The sequence below is a fragment of the Frankia sp. AvcI1 genome, from assembly GCF_001420875.1.
GTDB classification, from domain to species: domain Bacteria; phylum Actinomycetota; class Actinomycetes; order Frankiales; family Frankiaceae; genus Frankia; species Frankia alni.
The window spans coordinates 73,114-87,342 of record NZ_LJFZ01000027.1 but is presented as its reverse complement, the minus strand read 5'-3'; the positions used below and the strand labels follow the sequence as shown (position 1 = coordinate 87,342).

Below are 14,229 nucleotides of genomic sequence, written 5' to 3'. Positions count from 1 at the left end.
CCAGATGGTGGACCGCCTCCTCGTAGGCCGCGTCGGGCTCGACGCCGAGCAGCAGGCCGTCCGGCTGCGGCAGCGTGCTGGCGGACCCGCCGTGGACGAGGACCGGGGGCAGATGCCCCGCGCGGGCCCACCGCAGCGTGTGGTCCGACGGCCGGTACAGGCCGCAGACGACGGTCGCGGTGATGTCGTCCGTCAGATGGTAGGTGACCCGGTTGAGCCAGTGCAGCAGCTGCGCGGGTCCCGCGCCGGTGACGGCCAGGCCGCGAAGGCTGTTGCGCAGGGTGACCATGCCGGAGACGGTCCGGATGCTGTGGCCCGCGACGTCGCCGACGACGAGCAGGACGTCCCCGCCGGGGAGGGTGACGGCGTCGTACCAGTCGCCGCCGACGAGGTGTTCCTGTTCGGCGGGGCGGTAGCGGACGGCGACGGCGAGCCCGCTGGCCTCGACGGCCTCGTCCGAGCCGGGCAGCAGCGACTGCTGCAGGGTCAGCGCGAGGCGGTGCTGGCCGGCGGCCCGCGCCTCGGAGTCGGCGAGCTGGTGGCGGGTGGCGTCGAGGACGACCTGCGTGCGGTAGTGGCTCGTCAGGTCCTGGTAGACGCCGCGGACCGCGACCAGCGTCCCGGCGGTGTCGGTCACGGGCTCGGCGAGCGCGCGAAGCTGGCGCATCGTCCCGTCGGGAAGCAGGACCCGGAAGGAGACGGTGACCGAGCGCTTCAGCCGCAGCAGCGCGTCACGGAGCTGGTCGACGGCCGCCCGGTCCTGGGGATGGACGTGCGTGTGGAGATCGTCGAGGGGGATGGGTGGGGTGTGGCCGGCCCGGCCGAACAGCTCGTGGGTGTGCCGGGTCCAGCGGACCGCGCCGGTGCGGATCTCCTCCTGCCAGGCGCCGAACCGGCCGAGGCGCTCCACGGCGCGTAGCAGCGAATACCCGCCCTCGCTCGCCTCGCCGACGGTCCAGCCGATGGCGACGCCGTCGAAGAGGCGGGCGATGCGCACGTCGACCTCCTCGCCGACGACCACGTCGTCGACCAGGGTGAGCAGGATGGTGCCGTCGGCGCGGTACGGCTCGCCGGTACGCAGGACCTCGACCGCGCGCCCGAACAGGCCGGCGTCGGCGCCGAGGAGGGGGTAGAGCTCCAGCAGGCCGCGCCCGCGCAGCTCGGCGCTTGGGCGCCCGCCCGGATCCCGGAAGCCCTCGCCGACGTGGTCGATGCGGAAGTCGAGCACCTCGCCGTCGTCGGCGCGCTCGGCATGGGTGAGCAGCACAGACCCGCCCACGGCGTCGAGCAGCGCCGGCAGCCAGGCGACCCCGGCCGCCAGGGTCGGCGTGCCGTCACCGATCTGCGTCGGCGAGGTGCCGGGCGCGTTGCCGGGCGCGTTGCCGGACGTGTGGCCGGGCATGTGGCCGGGCATGCTGGTGGGTCCGCTCGCCGGCCGCAGGCTGCGCAGGCAGAGGTCGGCGAGGGCGACGAGTTCGCGCCGCAGCCCCTCGCCGAACTGCGTCTGCGGGGCCGGCCAGCAGACCTCCATGGCGCCCACGACGGCGCCGGCCCGCCGGAACGGCAACGCTGCCCGCGCCCCCGGCCAGGGACCCAGCCGGGGTGGCCCGTCCGTGCCCCCCGCGACCCCCGTACCGGCCGGCCCGAGCGTGCCTCGCGCGCCGAGCGTGCCTCGCGCGCCGACCGTGCCTCCCGCGCCGAGCGTGCCGGCCGGCCCGACCGTGCCTCCCGCGCCGACCGTGCCTCCCGCACCGGTCGGGTCGACCGCTGGCCGCGGCGGGGATCCGGCCGGCCACCACTGGGGTGTGCCGAGGCGGGCGGCGCGCTGGGCGGCGCAGTCCAACTGCGGCGGGATCCGCTGCCAGCGGCTCGCGTCGAGCGGGCTCAGACCGGCCTCGCCGACCAGGGCGAGCGCGCCGTCCGGCTCCAGCAGCCAGAAGGCCACGGCCACCGCGCCCAGCGGGGCCAGGACCTCGTCGTAGACGGCCTGCGCGACCGGGCAGCCGTCGTCGGCGTGACCGACGGCGGCCTGCGCCAGCCAGGAACGGCGGCGGGCCTCGGGGTCGAGTGCCGGCCGCGGGGACGCGCCCGGGGCCTGGCCGAGCACCTCGGCCGCGAGGTCGGCCGGGGCCACTCCGGCCGCGGCGGCGAGGCTGCGAAGCTGCTCGCCGGCCTCGACCACCGAGCACCGCAGCCGTTCGACGAGCACTCCGGTGGCGACGTCGATCAGGGCGTCGGATGCACTGCGTGACCGGGCTTCCGCGAGCTGTCGCTGCTGGCCGGCGATGACGTTCAGCATGCCCGCGGCGGGGCCGGACCGGCCAACACTGCCTTGCGCGGAGCCCACGACCGTGTCTCCTTGTCCACCCCGAGCGCTGGCCGTTCACCAGGACAAGGGTGTATGGCCGGGACGCCGGTCTTGTCACCCTTACCCTACTGCAGAAGCTTCGAACGGATCTGGACATCGACCGCGGCGGCTCCCGGAAGGGGGCGGGCACCGTGGGCGACAGGCTGGAGGCAACGGTGACCGAGGTCACGGATCGTGAAGCGGCGCGCGCGAGGTTGGACGATCCGGCCCTGCGGCAGCTGCTGGCCGGGCTCACCGCCGTGCGGGGAGGTGATTTCGGCACCCGCCTGCCCAGGGTCGGCGACGATCTGCTGGACGAGATCGCCACGGTCTTCAACGGGATGATCGACCAGCTCGCCCTGTTCACCTCCGAGGTGACGCGGGTGGCGCGCGAGGTCGGCACCGAGGGCAAGCTCGGCGGCCAGGCCGAGGTGCCCGGCGTCTCGGGCTCGTGGAAGGACCTGACGGACAACGTCAACGCCATGGCCGGCAACCTGACCGGCCAGGTCCGCGACATCGCGCAGGTCGCGACGGCGGTGGCGAAGGGCGACCTGTCGCAGAAGATCACTGTGGATGCCCGGGGTGAGATCCTGGAGCTCAAGAGCACGATNACCGACGGGCGGCTCGGCGGGCAGGCGGACGTCAAGGGCGTCTCGGGGACCTGGCGTGACCTGACCGAGTCGGTGAACGTCATGGCCGGCAACCTCACCGACCAGGTCCGCTCGATCGCCCAGGTGACCACGGCGGTCGCCCGGGGGGACCTGTCGCAGAAGATCCGGGTCGACGCCCGCGGCGAGATTCTCGAGCTCAAGGAGACCATCAACACGATGGTCGACCAGCTCTCCGGCTTCGCCGNCGAGGTGACCCGGGTGGCCCGCGAGGTCGGCACCCAGGGCAACCTCGGCGGCCAGGCCAACGTCCGCGGCGTGTCGGGAACCTGGAAGGACCTCACCGACAACGTCAACGTGATGGCCTCGAACCTGACGGCGCAGGTCCGGTCCATCGCGCAGGTCGCCACGGGTGTGGCCCGCGGCGACCTGTCACAGAAGATCACGGTGGAGGCGAAGGGCGAGGTCGCCGCGCTGGCCGCCACGATCAACACGATGGTGGACACGCTCGGCGCCTTCGCCGACGAGGTGACCCGGGTGGCCCGCGAGGTCGGCACCGACGGCCGCCTCGGCGGCCAGGCGAGCGTGAAGGGGGTGTCCGGCACCTGGAAGGACCTCACCGACAACGTCAACTTCATGGCGAACAACCTGACCAGCCAGGTCCGCAACATCGCCCAGGTCACGACGGCGGTCGCCCGGGGTGACCTGACCCGCAAGATCGACGTCGACGCCCGCGGGGAGATCCTCGAGCTGAAGACGACCATCAACACGATGGTCGACCAGTTGTCCTCGTTCGCGGCCGAGGTGACGCGGGTGGCCCGCGAGGTCGGCACGGACGGCATCCTCGGCGGCCAGGCCGAGGTCGAGGGCCTGTCGGGCACCTGGAAGCGCCTGACCGAGAACGTCAACGAGCTGGCCGGGAACCTCACCCGGCAGGTCCGGGCGATCGCCGCCGTCACCAGCGCCGTCGCCACCGGCGACCTGACCCGGTCGATCGACGTCGACGCCCAGGGCGAGGTCGCCGAGCTCAAGGACAACATCAACGCGATGGTCCGCTCGCTGCGCGAGACGACCCGCGCGAACCAGGAACAGGACTGGCTCAAGACCAGCCTCGCCCACATCGGCGGGCTGATGCAGGGCCACCGCGACCTGCAGACCGTCGCCCAGCTCGTCATCGACGAGCTGACGCCGATGGTCGACGCCCAGTACGGCGCCTTCCTGCTCGCCGAGTCGGGGGTCGACCGGCCGGCGCTGAACCTGATCGCGAGCTACGGCTACCAGGCCCCGTGGGACGTCCCGCGCCGGTTCGACTTCGGGCAGTCCCTGGTCGGGCAGGCCGCGCGGACGAAGCGGACGATCGTCGTCGCGAACACCCCCGCCGACTACCTGCAGATCGCCTCGAGCCTCGGGCAGTCGGCGCCGGTCGCCCTGATCGTGCTGCCGATCCTGTTCGAGGACCAGGTGCTCGGCGTCATCGAGCTCGCCTCCTTCAGCCCCTTCGCCCAGGTCCACCACGACTTCCTGAACCTGCTCACGGAGACCATCGGCGTCAACGTCAACACGATCATCGCGAACGCCCGCACCGACTCCCTGCTGGACGAGTCCCAGCGGCTCGCCTCCGAGCTGCGGGCGCGGTCCGAGGAACTGCAGTCCCGGCAGGAGGACCTTCAGCTCTCCAACGCCGAGCTGGAGGAGAAGGCCACCCTGNTGGCCCGGNAGAACCACGACATCGAGGTCAAGAACTTCGAGATNGAGCAGGCCCGACAGGAGCTGGAGGAGCGGGCCCGCCAGCTCGCGCTCGCCTCGAAGTACAAGTCCGAGTTCCTGGCGAACATGTCCCACGAGCTGCGCACGCCGCTGAACAGCCTGCTGATCCTGGCCCGGCTGCTGGCGCAGAACCCGACCCGCAACCTGTCACCGAAGCAGGTCGAGTACGCCCACGTCATCCACTCCGCGGGTTCGGATCTGCTGCAGCTCATCAACGACATCCTCGACCTGTCCAAGGTCGAGGCCGGGAAGATGGACGTCCACGTCGAGGAGGTCGCCCTGGTGGACATCGTCGAAGACGTCCAGGCCACCTTCTCGCCCATCACCGCGGAGAAGGGCCTGCGCTTCACCGTCGCGATGGCGCCCGACCTGCCCGCGCGGCTGCGCACCGATCGCCACCTGGTCGCGCAGGTGCTGCGCAACCTGCTGTCGAACGCGGTGAAGTTCACCGAGCAGGGCAGCGTCGACCTGGCCATCGCGGTGTCCGGCGCCGGCGCCGGCGGGCGCGCCCCGGGACAGGCCGTGCTGTTCTCGGTGTCCGACACCGGCATCGGGATCGCGGCGGAGAACCTCGAACGCATCTTCGGGGCGTTCCAGCAGGGCGACGGCACCACCAGCCGACGTTACGGCGGCACCGGCCTCGGGCTGTCGATCTGCCGCGAGGTGGCGACCCTGCTGGGTGGGGAGATCCAGGCCCGCAGCGAGTTCGGACGGGGCAGCACCTTCACCCTCCAACTGCCCATGGCCCCGGCCGCGACCACCTCGTCCGACGGCCCTCAGCCTGCTGCCGAACAGCCGGCCGCCGTTCCCCCCTCCCCGCGGGCCGCGCTCCCCGCCGCGACCCCCGTGGACGAGGCGAAGCCGGGGCTGCACCTGGTGACCGCGACCGCAGCGGCGCCGACGACGGCGTCGACTCTCGTCGATCCGGGCCCGTCCCCGGCGCCGGAGGTGGCCGGTGCGCCGGGGATCGCCGGGCGCACCGTGCTGGTGGTCGACGACGACGTGCGCAACGTCTTCGCCATCACCAGCATCCTCGACCTCTACGGGCTGCGGGTGATCCACGCCGCCGACGGCCGGATGGGCATCGACGCGCTGCGGTCAAACCCGGGCATCGACCTCGTGCTGATGGACGTGATGATGCCCGAGATGGACGGCTACGCCACGACCACCGCCATCCGGGCCATGCCCCAGTTCGCCGATCTGCCGATCATCGCCGTCACCGCCAAGGCGATGCCGGACGACCGGCAGAAGTGCCTCGACGCCGGGGCCACCGACTACGTCACCAAGCCCGTGGACATCGAGGAGCTCCTCGCCTGCATCCGGGCCGGCCTCGCCCCCGGCGGGCACCCTCGGTAGGCGGGCCGGGGGCNGCTCCAGGCCGGCCGGTGCGCCGCCAGGTCGGCCGTCGNGCGGAGGTTCGGGCGGAGGTCAGGCGGCGCGGGGGACGACGGGTTCGGTCCGGCCGCGGCGCGTCGCCGAGCGCACCGGGCCGGGCAGCGCCAGGCGGGTGATCTGTCGCCAGACGCTCGCCGTCTGCCGGGGCAGCGAGCCGGTGGTGTAGGGCAGGCCGAAGCGTTCACACAGCTCGCGCACCCGCGGGGCGATCTGCGCGTACCGGTTGCTGGGCAGGTCCGGGAAGAGGTGGTGTTCGATCTGGTGGCTGAGGTTGCCGGACAGCAGATGCAGAAGCGCCGGGCCGCTGATGTTGGCGGAGCCGAGGAGCTGGCGCAGGTACCACTCGCCCCGGCTCTCCTCGGCGATCTCGTCCTCGGTGAAGGTCCGGGTGCCCGCCGGGAAGTGGCCGCAGACGATGATGGTGTGCGCCCAGACGTTGCGGGTGACGTTCGCGGTGAGGTTGCCCAGCAGGACGGGCAGGAACGCCGGACCGCCCAGCAGCGGGAACGCCACGTAGTCCTTGAGCCCCTGGCGGGCGGCCTTGCGCAGCGCCCGTGCGAGCTGGCCCGCCGTCTCCCCCCAGCCCTTCTCGCCCTGCCACGCCTTGTCGATCTCCGCGTCGTAGATCGCGATGCCGTACTCGAAGACGGCCGCGAGACCCAGGTTGTAGAGGGGCTGGGCCAGGTACACGGGGTGCCAGGGCTGCTCGGGGGAGACCCGCAGCATGCCGTACCCGAGATCCCGATCCCGGCCGAGCACGTTCGTGTAGGTGTGGTGGGCGTAGTTGTGGGAGTGCCGCCACTGCTCGGCGGGTGAGGCGAAGTCCCATTCCCAGGTGGTGGAATGGATGTCCGGGTCGCGCATCCAGTCCCACTGGCCGTGCAGGACGTTGTGCCCGATCTCCATGTTNTCGAGGATCTTGGCGACGGCGAGCATCGTCGTGNCGGTCAGCCATGCCGGTGGCAGCAGGGACGCGAACATGACCGTCCGGNCGCCGACCTCGAGCCTGCGCTGGGCGGCGATCACCCGGCGGATGTAGCGGGCGTCGTCCTCGCCGCGGCTCGCGATGACCTCGGCCCGCAGCCGGTCGAGCTCCCGGCCGAACTCCTCGATGTCTCGGGCGCGCAGGTGCGTGGGCGCTGGCATCCGTGTTCTCCTCACAGGTTCGGTTCGGGTCACAGGTCGAGATCGACGTCGCCGACGGCGGTGGACACGCAGGTCTGGATGACGTCGCCCGGGTCGCCGTGCTCCTCGCCGGTGCGCAGGTCCCGGACCCGGCCGCCGGCCAGGCGGGCCAGGCAGGTGCGGCAGACCCCCATCCGGCAGCCGCTCGGCATGGAGACGTCCGCCTTCTCACCCGCCGCCAGCAGGGGCGTGCCCGCATCGGCAAGCGTCTCCCGTCCGCTGCGGACGAAACGCACCCGCCCGCCGGGCCCGGCGGACGGGCGTGTCACCGGCTGGAACCGTTCCGTCCGCAGCCGGTCGGCGATGCCAGCCGCCCGCCAGTACGCCTCCGCGTCGTCGAGTAGTCCCCGCGGCCCGCAGACCCACGCCGGCCGATCCGGCAGATCGGCGCAGGCGGCGGCCAGATCGGCCATCGTCGGCCGCCTCGCCCGCCGGCCGGGGCGGGGACGGGTGTGATGCTCGTGCAGGTGCAGACCGGGGGTTCGGGCGGCCATCCGGCGCAGTTCGTCACCGAAGATGACCGCCGGCCCGTCGGGTGCGACGTGCGCGAGGAGGATGTCGGGCCGGTCTCCGGTGAGGGCGAGATCGCGCAGCATCGACATCACCGGGGTGATGCCGCTGCCGGCGGTCACGAACAGCAACCTGGGTGGCAGGTCCGCCGGCAGCACGAACCGGCCCGCCGGCTGGCCGAGCCGGACGATCCCGCCGGGACGCAGCCGGTGGACCACGTGGTGGGACACGAGCCCGCCGGGAGCGGCCTTCACGGTGATGGTGACGAGCCCGTCCGGGCGGCCGGGCGGGGACGACAGCGAGAACGTCCGCCAGTGCCACACGCCGTCGATGTCCACGCCGACGCCGACGTGCTGGCCGGCGAGGTGCCGTCGCCACCCGTGACCGGGCCGCAGGACGACGGTCGAGGCGTCGGGGGTCTCCGGCACGACCTCCTCGACCCGGCCGGACAGCTGACGCCGCGACCACAGCGGGTTCACCATGGCCCGGTAGTCGTCCGGCGTCAGCGGGCTCGTCAGGACACCTGCCGCCGCGCTCAGCATCGGCCGCACGCTCGGCATCGGCCGCTTGGTCAGCTTCCGCCTGAAGGTCAGCATCGATCGAATCACCTCGCCGGCGGCCATACCGGACCAGACGTCTTTCCGAAGAGAATCCCGGTGACTCCGAGNATCCCGGTGATTCCGAGCGGGGGCACAGCGACTTCGGGTCGGCTCGACGGCAGGTTACACCGCAGCCTCGGGCCGTCGATTCGATCAATGTGCCCCGTGGTTGGCGTAGGCGGCCTTTGGCAGTGCCTTCCCGAGGATTCCTGCGCGGTCGGTCAGCTGAATGCGGCTCGCGGGGGCGGGCCGGGTCTGACCCGAATGGTCCGGTACCGCCGCCGGCGGTCCGTCGGGCTCACCCGCCTTCCGTGAGCATCCCCGCGTGATTTCCGGTGGCCATGCGTGGTCGGCTCCACGGTGGGAATCAGGGTGCTGACCTGTGGTCCAGGGGACGGATCCCGCCAGACGGGACGACCCTGACAAGACGGGGGTGGGCACTGTGATCGATCAACGGGCTGCGGAACGAAGGACGCAGTCGCGGCCATCCGGTATTCCGTGGTACGCGCTTCTCGCTGTCGGGGTGGCTTTCGCGCTGTTTGCGCTGGCGATCCCGCAGTTCGACATGAATTCCCTGAAGAAGATNGCGGTGGTGCTGGGGATCGTCCTGCTGCTCGGCGCGGTCAGCGAGGTGCTGGCCGCGAGGGCGACCGCCCGGGACTGGCGGTGGTCTCACCTGCTGCTCGCCGCGCTGTTCGTGGTGGGCGGGATCGTGGCGCTGGTCTGGCCGGATCCCACCTTCAAGGTGGTGGCTCGGACGGTGGCCTGGTTCTTTCTGATCAAGGGTGTGTACGACATCATCAACTCGTTCGCGGCCCGGCGCTCCGAGCAGCACGCCGAGGTCGAGGCGGACGGGCGGGCGCCGGCGCAGTGGTGGATGCCGCTCGTCGTCGGCGCGCTGGAGATCGGGGCCGCGTTCTGGGCGGTGGGCTACCCGCGGGACTCGCGGTCGCTGCTTGCCCTGTGGGTCGGGCTCGCCGCCCTCGCGCTTGGCCTGACCAAGATCGCCATGGCCCTGCGGCTGCGGGGAGTCCGGTCGCCCGCGCCCCTGGACTGCCTGCACCTGGACGACCTGACGACCGCCGGCTTCGGCGGCCGGGCGGTCGCGGAGGGCGGCCGCCTGGAGGGGGGCCGCGCCCAGCGGGCGACGACGGCCGCCGACCGCTACCCGGGCGGCGACAGCTACACCGGCGGCGACCGGTAGGCGACCGGTAGGCGATCGGCGGTAGGAATCGGGCGGTTGACCGGGCCGCGCCGGCGGCCCTCAGGCTGTGGGGCCGCCGGCGAGGACCGACCAGCCGGCGTCGACGCGCAGGACCGTTCCGGTCGCCGGGCGCAGGGCGGGGTCGAGAGCCAACCCGACGGCGGCGGCGACGTCCGCCGGTTCCAGGACACGATGCAGCACCGAGTTGTCCGCCAGCGCCTTCTCACGCTCCGCGCCGAGGACCGCCGCGGTGGCCTCGGTGCGCACGGCGCCGGGTGCGACGGTCAGGACGCCGATCCCGTCGCGGGCCGTTTCGGCGGCGACGTGACGGGCGAAGGTGGCCAACGCCGCCTTCGCCGTGCCGTGGGCGAGCCGGCCGGCGCCCACGTAGTCGGCGGCGGTGCTGCCGAGGTAGACCACCCGCCCCTCGCCCTGCGCCCGCATGACCGCCACCACCTGCTGGGTGATGTGGAAGGCCCCGGCGAGCTCGCCGTTCATCTTCGCGGCGAACTCCGCCCAGGTCAGCTCGCTCAACGGCGCGAAGGGCGGGGCGGCGGTGTTCGCGTTGACCACCAGCGCGTCGATCCGACCGCGGTCGGCGAGCACGGTCGCGACCATAGAGGCCACATCGCCCGGATCGGTGACGTCACCCGCCAGCGCGACCGCGCTGCCTCCGGATCGGTGAATGCCCGCGACCACGGTGGCGGCCGCGTCGGCGTCGCGCCGGTAGTTGACGACCACGTGGTAATCGCGGCGGGCGAGGTCGGCGGCGATCGCCGCCCCGATTCCCCGTCCCGCTCCGGTGACGATCGCCGTCGCTTTCGTCGGTGTGTCTGCCATTGCGTCCGTCCTCGTTTCGGATGAGCGAGTAGGCCACGGACCTCGGCGAATCCCCGAATCACGGGCCGCCGCCAACCGCGGGGCGGGACGGCATTCGGCCCGGCTCCCCGGCGGCTGTCGAACCGAACCGCACACCCACCATCGGGGCGGGCCGTCATTGCCCGTACTCTATCGGTCGGTCGGTCGCCGGGCGGGTGGTGGCCGGAGCGTTTTGGGGTGAACATCCGGCTGGCCCGGTTCAAGCCGCTTTGCGCCGTTCTGGCCGGAGCTGACGGCCAGCAATCCCCCGCCTCGGGCGACATGCGCCGGGGACGGCAGGAACCTGTCGAGCGGTCCCGGGACATCGACGCCCGCGCCGAAATGTGGGATCGGCCACATCCGTGCGGCCACTTGCCTACGCTTTCCGGACGCAAGTCGAGACGCATCCGCGGCGTTCACTCGCGGCTCTTTTCGGTACGTGCGGAAATCAGGACGGCGACGGGAGCGGGCACCCGCCCGAGGTGAACGAGTAGAACTGAAGGGACGTCCTGAGCAGCCCAATGAAAGGCGGACCCCGTGAGTCTGACCATACGTAACCAACTGACCGGAACCGTCACCGACATCACCGAAGGTGCGGTAATGAGTACGGTACTGATCGCATTGTCTGGCGGGCAGAATGTGACGGCCGCGGTGACCGTGGATGCGATCAGGGAACTCGGCCTGTCGGCGGGTTCCACCGTCGAAGTGCTGATCAAGTCGACCGAGGTTTCCCTGACCACGGGCAGCGTGGACGGTCTGAGCATCCGCAACCANCTTCGTGGCACGATCTCCGGCCTCGAGACCGGCGGCGCGATGGNCGTCGCGCACATCGCCCTCGACAACGGCGGCGAGCTCACCTCCGCGATCACCCTGGCTGCGGCGACCGATCTCGGCCTCGCCGAGGGCTCCGCCGTCACCGCCCTGATCAAGTCGACGGAAGTGGCCCTCGCGGCAGCCTGACCGGCCCGGCACGATACCGACGCCCGCGCCGCCGCGGCCGTGCGCACGGTCGCGGCGGTCTCACCCCCGGTCGGGCCCGCCCGCCCGCGCCGCTCGGTGGCGGGGCCGGCCGGGTCCGTGACCTGCCGGGATCTGGCGTCATACCTCGATTGGTTCCGGCCCACGGGGGCAGCCTTCGCGTGACCCGCACGCCGCGCACTCTCGGGAGGGCATCGTGGGTGAGGCCATAGAAAACTTCGGGGGTCGATCATGACCACTACCGGGGTGGATCCCCATCTCGCTCTGGTCCGACCCGTTGTTCCGCACACCGCGCGCGGCTGTGAGGACTGCCTGCGGGTCGGCTCCGTCTGGGTGCACCTGCGGCTGTGNCTGACCTGCGGCCACGTCGGCTGCTGCGACTCCTCCCCGCTGCGCCACGCCCGGGCCCACGCGCACGCCACCGCCCATCCGATCGTGCGCTCCTTCGAGCCGGGCGAGCACTGGCGCTGGTGCTACGTCGACGAAACCTTCGTCTGACCGGGATCAGGAGCCGATCACGAATGCCCACGCCCGGCCGGNGCGGCCGGTCGAAGTCGAAACGGGGGATCAGCGATGAGCACGCAGAGCACGCAGAGCACGCAACAGCAGTTCCGCGATCCGCAGGCGCGCCAGCCCGGCGATCAGCGGGAACGCGGCGGCGCGCGAGGGGCCGTCCGCCTGGACGCCCTCGGTGGCGCGCTCGGCTGGTTCAGCATCGGCCTCGGCGCGACCGAGCTCGGGGCGCCCGACCTGGTCGCCCGGGCCGTCGGAGCCGAGGACTCGGCCGTCTCCAGGACCATCACGCAGATCTTCGGCGGCCGCGAGATCGCCAGCGGGGTTGGCGTGCTCGGCAGCGAGCAGCCGGGCTGGTGGCTGTGGGGACGGGTCGCGGGCGACCTCCTCGACCTGTCGGCCCTGGCGCTCGTCGCGGCCCGCCGCCGGGTGACCGGCGCCGGGCTGGCCCGCCCGCTGCTGGCCGTGGGCTCGGTCGTGGGCGTCACCGTGCTGGACGTCATCGCCGCCCGCCGCCACAGCCGCGCCCAGGCGCCGGGCCATCTGGTGCACGCGAGGTCGAGCACCACCATCCGCCGGGCCCCCCAGGACCTCTACCGCCGGTGGCACGACTTCGAGTCGTTGCCCACGTTCATGTACCACCTCGACTCGGTGCGGACCGACGACGGAACCTCCCACTGGAAGATCCGGGGACCGGCCGGGAGGAAGATCAATTGGGATGCCCGGATCGTCGCGGACCGGCCCGGCGAGCTGATCGCCTGGCAGTCGGTCGGCCACTCGGACATCCGCAACGCCGGCACGGTGCGCTTCGCTCCGGCGCCCGGGGGCCGGGGGACCGAGGTCCAGGTCGACCTGGAGTACCAGCCGCCCGCCGGAGCCGCCGGCGTCGCGCTCGCGAAGGTGCTCGGGGNGGACCCCGGTCAGCTTCTCGCCGAGGACCTGCGCCGCTTCAAGCAGCTCATGGAGACCGGCGAGGTCGTCCGGTCCGAAGGGAGCCCGACCGGCTCCCGGCCGGTCAGTCGCCTGCTGCGCCANCACCCGGCCCAGCCGCTCGGGCGGTCATAACTCGAAGGGACTGCACTCATGCGTNCAAACTGCTGGCTCGGACGGGGCGATGTCGAGGTCCGACAGGTCCCCGATCCGCAGATCCTGAACAGCCATGACGCGATCGTCCGGATCACCAAGACCGCCATCTGCGGCTCCGACCTGCATCTCTACGGCGGGTTCGTGCCGACGATGATGAAGGGGGACGTCCTCGGCCACGAGTTCATGGGCGAGGTGGTCGACGTCGGCCACGACGTGGAGTCCCTCCGCATCGGCGACCGGGTCGTCGTGCCGTTCCCCATCGCGTGCGGACAGTGCAACACCTGCCTCGCCGGCGACTACTCGCTGTGCGAGAACTCGAACCCCAACGCGGCGCTGGCGGAGAAGATTCTCGGTCACGCCCCCGCCGGCATCTTCGGCTACTCGCACATGCTCGGCGGATTTCCCGGCGGGCAGGCCGAGTACGCCCGGGTGCCGTTTGCCGACGTCGGACCGATCAAGATCGAGGACGATCTGCCGGACGAGCGCGTGCTGTTCCTCTCCGACATCCTGCCCACCGGCTACATGGGGGCGGAGTTCTGCGACATCACGCCCGGGGACGTCATCGCCGTCTGGGGGGCCGGGCCGGTCGGCCAGTTCGCGGTCGCGAGCGCCTTCCTGCTCGGCGCCGAGCGGGTGATCGTCATCGACCGCTTCCCCTACCGGCTGGAAATGGCCCGGGACAATTCGGGGGCCGAGCCCGTCAACTATGAGGAGACCGACGTCCGCGAGGCGCTGCTGGAACTGACCGGCGGGCGCGGCCCGGACGCCTGCATCGACGCCGTGGGCCTCGAGGCGCACCATTCCTCGCACGCGGCCTACTCCTACGACCGCTCGAAGCAGATCACCCGGGTGGAGAGCGACCGCCCGTTCGCTCTGCGGGAAGCGGTGCGCAACTGCCGCAACGGCGGTATCGTCTCGGTCATCGGCGTGTACGGCGGGTTCGTCGACAAGTTCCCGATGGGCTCGCTGATGAACCGCGGGCTGACCCTGCGGTCCGGCCAGTGCCACGTGCAGCGGTATCTGCGGCCGTTGCTCGACCGGATCCGCAACGGCGAGATCGACCCGAGTTTCGTCATCACCCATCGGCTCGGGCTCGACGACGCGCCCCACGGCTTCGAGACGTTTCGCGACAAGGCGGACGAGTGCATGAAGGTGGTGCTCACGCCCTGACGGGACGGC

At 72.1% G+C, this 14,229-nt stretch carries 9 protein-coding genes and 10 pseudogenes; 14 read left to right on the top strand and 5 right to left on the bottom strand.

The window, feature by feature from the left end:
- A partial coding sequence (locus UK94_RS23860; protein ID WP_313949583.1) for a SpoIIE family protein phosphatase occupies nt 1-2,299 on the bottom strand: 2,299 nt, incomplete at its 3' end.
- A gap of 224 nt (nt 2,300-2,523) precedes the next feature.
- Here UK94_RS23860 and UK94_RS63705 point away from each other — a divergent pair.
- The 4 genes and pseudogenes from UK94_RS63705 to UK94_RS63690 all read left to right on the top strand — a co-directional run.
- Nucleotides 2,524-2,957, top strand: a pseudogene (locus UK94_RS63705) (HAMP domain-containing protein); the annotation flags it as partial.
- 1 nt (nt 2,958) lies between these two features.
- Nucleotides 2,959-3,202: pseudogene (locus UK94_RS63700) on the top strand (HAMP domain-containing protein); the annotation flags it as partial.
- A gap of 1 nt (nt 3,203) precedes the next feature.
- The coding region (locus UK94_RS63695) for a HAMP domain-containing protein (RefSeq protein WP_235489499.1) at nt 3,204-4,662 on the top strand (1,459 nt) is incomplete at both ends.
- Between the two features lie 45 nt (nt 4,663-4,707).
- Nucleotides 4,708-6,078 (top strand): ATP-binding protein (locus UK94_RS63690; protein WP_235489497.1); only part of this gene is annotated, 1,371 nt, incomplete at its 5' end.
- 72 nt (nt 6,079-6,150) lie between these two features.
- Here the strand turns inward: UK94_RS63690 and UK94_RS23850 are convergent.
- From UK94_RS23850 to UK94_RS23845, 3 genes and pseudogenes are all read right to left on the bottom strand, one after another.
- Nucleotides 6,151-7,026, bottom strand: a pseudogene (locus tag UK94_RS23850) (acyl-CoA desaturase); the annotation flags it as partial.
- 83 nt (nt 7,027-7,109) lie between these two features.
- A pseudogene (locus tag UK94_RS63685) lies at nt 7,110-7,263 on the bottom strand (acyl-CoA desaturase); the annotation flags it as partial.
- Between the two features lie 29 nt (nt 7,264-7,292).
- Nucleotides 7,293-8,408, bottom strand: a complete 1,116-nt coding sequence (locus tag UK94_RS23845; protein ID WP_235489495.1) for a ferredoxin reductase — start codon at nt 8,406-8,408, stop codon at nt 7,293-7,295.
- 385 nt (nt 8,409-8,793) lie between these two features.
- Between UK94_RS23845 and UK94_RS76430 the strand changes: the two are divergent.
- Both UK94_RS76430 and UK94_RS23840 read left to right on the top strand, forming a co-directional pair.
- Nucleotides 8,794-8,996: pseudogene (locus tag UK94_RS76430) on the top strand (hypothetical protein); the annotation flags it as partial.
- A gap of 1 nt (nt 8,997) precedes the next feature.
- Nucleotides 8,998-9,615: DUF308 domain-containing protein (locus UK94_RS23840; RefSeq protein ID WP_235489493.1), on the top strand; the 618-nt coding region annotated here is incomplete at its 5' end.
- A gap of 60 nt (nt 9,616-9,675) precedes the next feature.
- Here UK94_RS23840 and UK94_RS23835 read toward each other — a convergent pair.
- Complete coding sequence (locus tag UK94_RS23835; RefSeq protein WP_055751593.1) at nt 9,676-10,455, bottom strand: SDR family oxidoreductase; 780 nt, start codon at nt 10,453-10,455, stop codon at nt 9,676-9,678.
- A 555-nt stretch (nt 10,456-11,010) separates the two neighbouring features.
- Between UK94_RS23835 and UK94_RS63680 the strand changes: the two are divergent.
- The 8 genes and pseudogenes from UK94_RS63680 to UK94_RS23815 form a co-directional block, all read left to right on the top strand.
- Nucleotides 11,011-11,246, top strand: a pseudogene (locus tag UK94_RS63680) (TOBE domain-containing protein); the annotation flags it as partial.
- 1 nt (nt 11,247) lies between these two features.
- Nucleotides 11,248-11,290, top strand: a pseudogene (locus tag UK94_RS74880) (hypothetical protein); the annotation flags it as partial.
- Nucleotide 11,291: 1 nt separating this feature from the next.
- Nucleotides 11,292-11,433 (top strand): TOBE domain-containing protein (locus UK94_RS63675; RefSeq protein WP_235489538.1); only part of this gene is annotated, 142 nt, incomplete at its 5' end.
- Between the two features lie 249 nt (nt 11,434-11,682).
- Nucleotides 11,683-11,801: pseudogene (locus UK94_RS74875) on the top strand (hypothetical protein); the annotation flags it as partial.
- Nucleotide 11,802: 1 nt separating this feature from the next.
- A partial coding sequence (locus UK94_RS63670; RefSeq protein WP_235489534.1) for a UBP-type zinc finger domain-containing protein occupies nt 11,803-11,949 on the top strand: 147 nt, incomplete at its 5' end.
- Nucleotides 11,950-12,024: 75 nt separating this feature from the next.
- Nucleotides 12,025-12,874: pseudogene (locus UK94_RS23820) on the top strand (SRPBCC family protein); the annotation flags it as partial.
- Nucleotide 12,875: 1 nt separating this feature from the next.
- Nucleotides 12,876-12,998 (top strand): annotated as a pseudogene (locus UK94_RS74870) (cyclase); the annotation flags it as partial.
- Between the two features lie 112 nt (nt 12,999-13,110).
- The gene (locus UK94_RS23815; RefSeq protein ID WP_313949582.1) at nt 13,111-14,220 is read left to right on the top strand and encodes a zinc-dependent alcohol dehydrogenase; all 1,110 of its coding nucleotides are present in this window, start codon (nt 13,111-13,113) and stop codon (nt 14,218-14,220) included.
- The last annotated feature ends 9 nt before the right edge of the window (nt 14,221-14,229 follow it).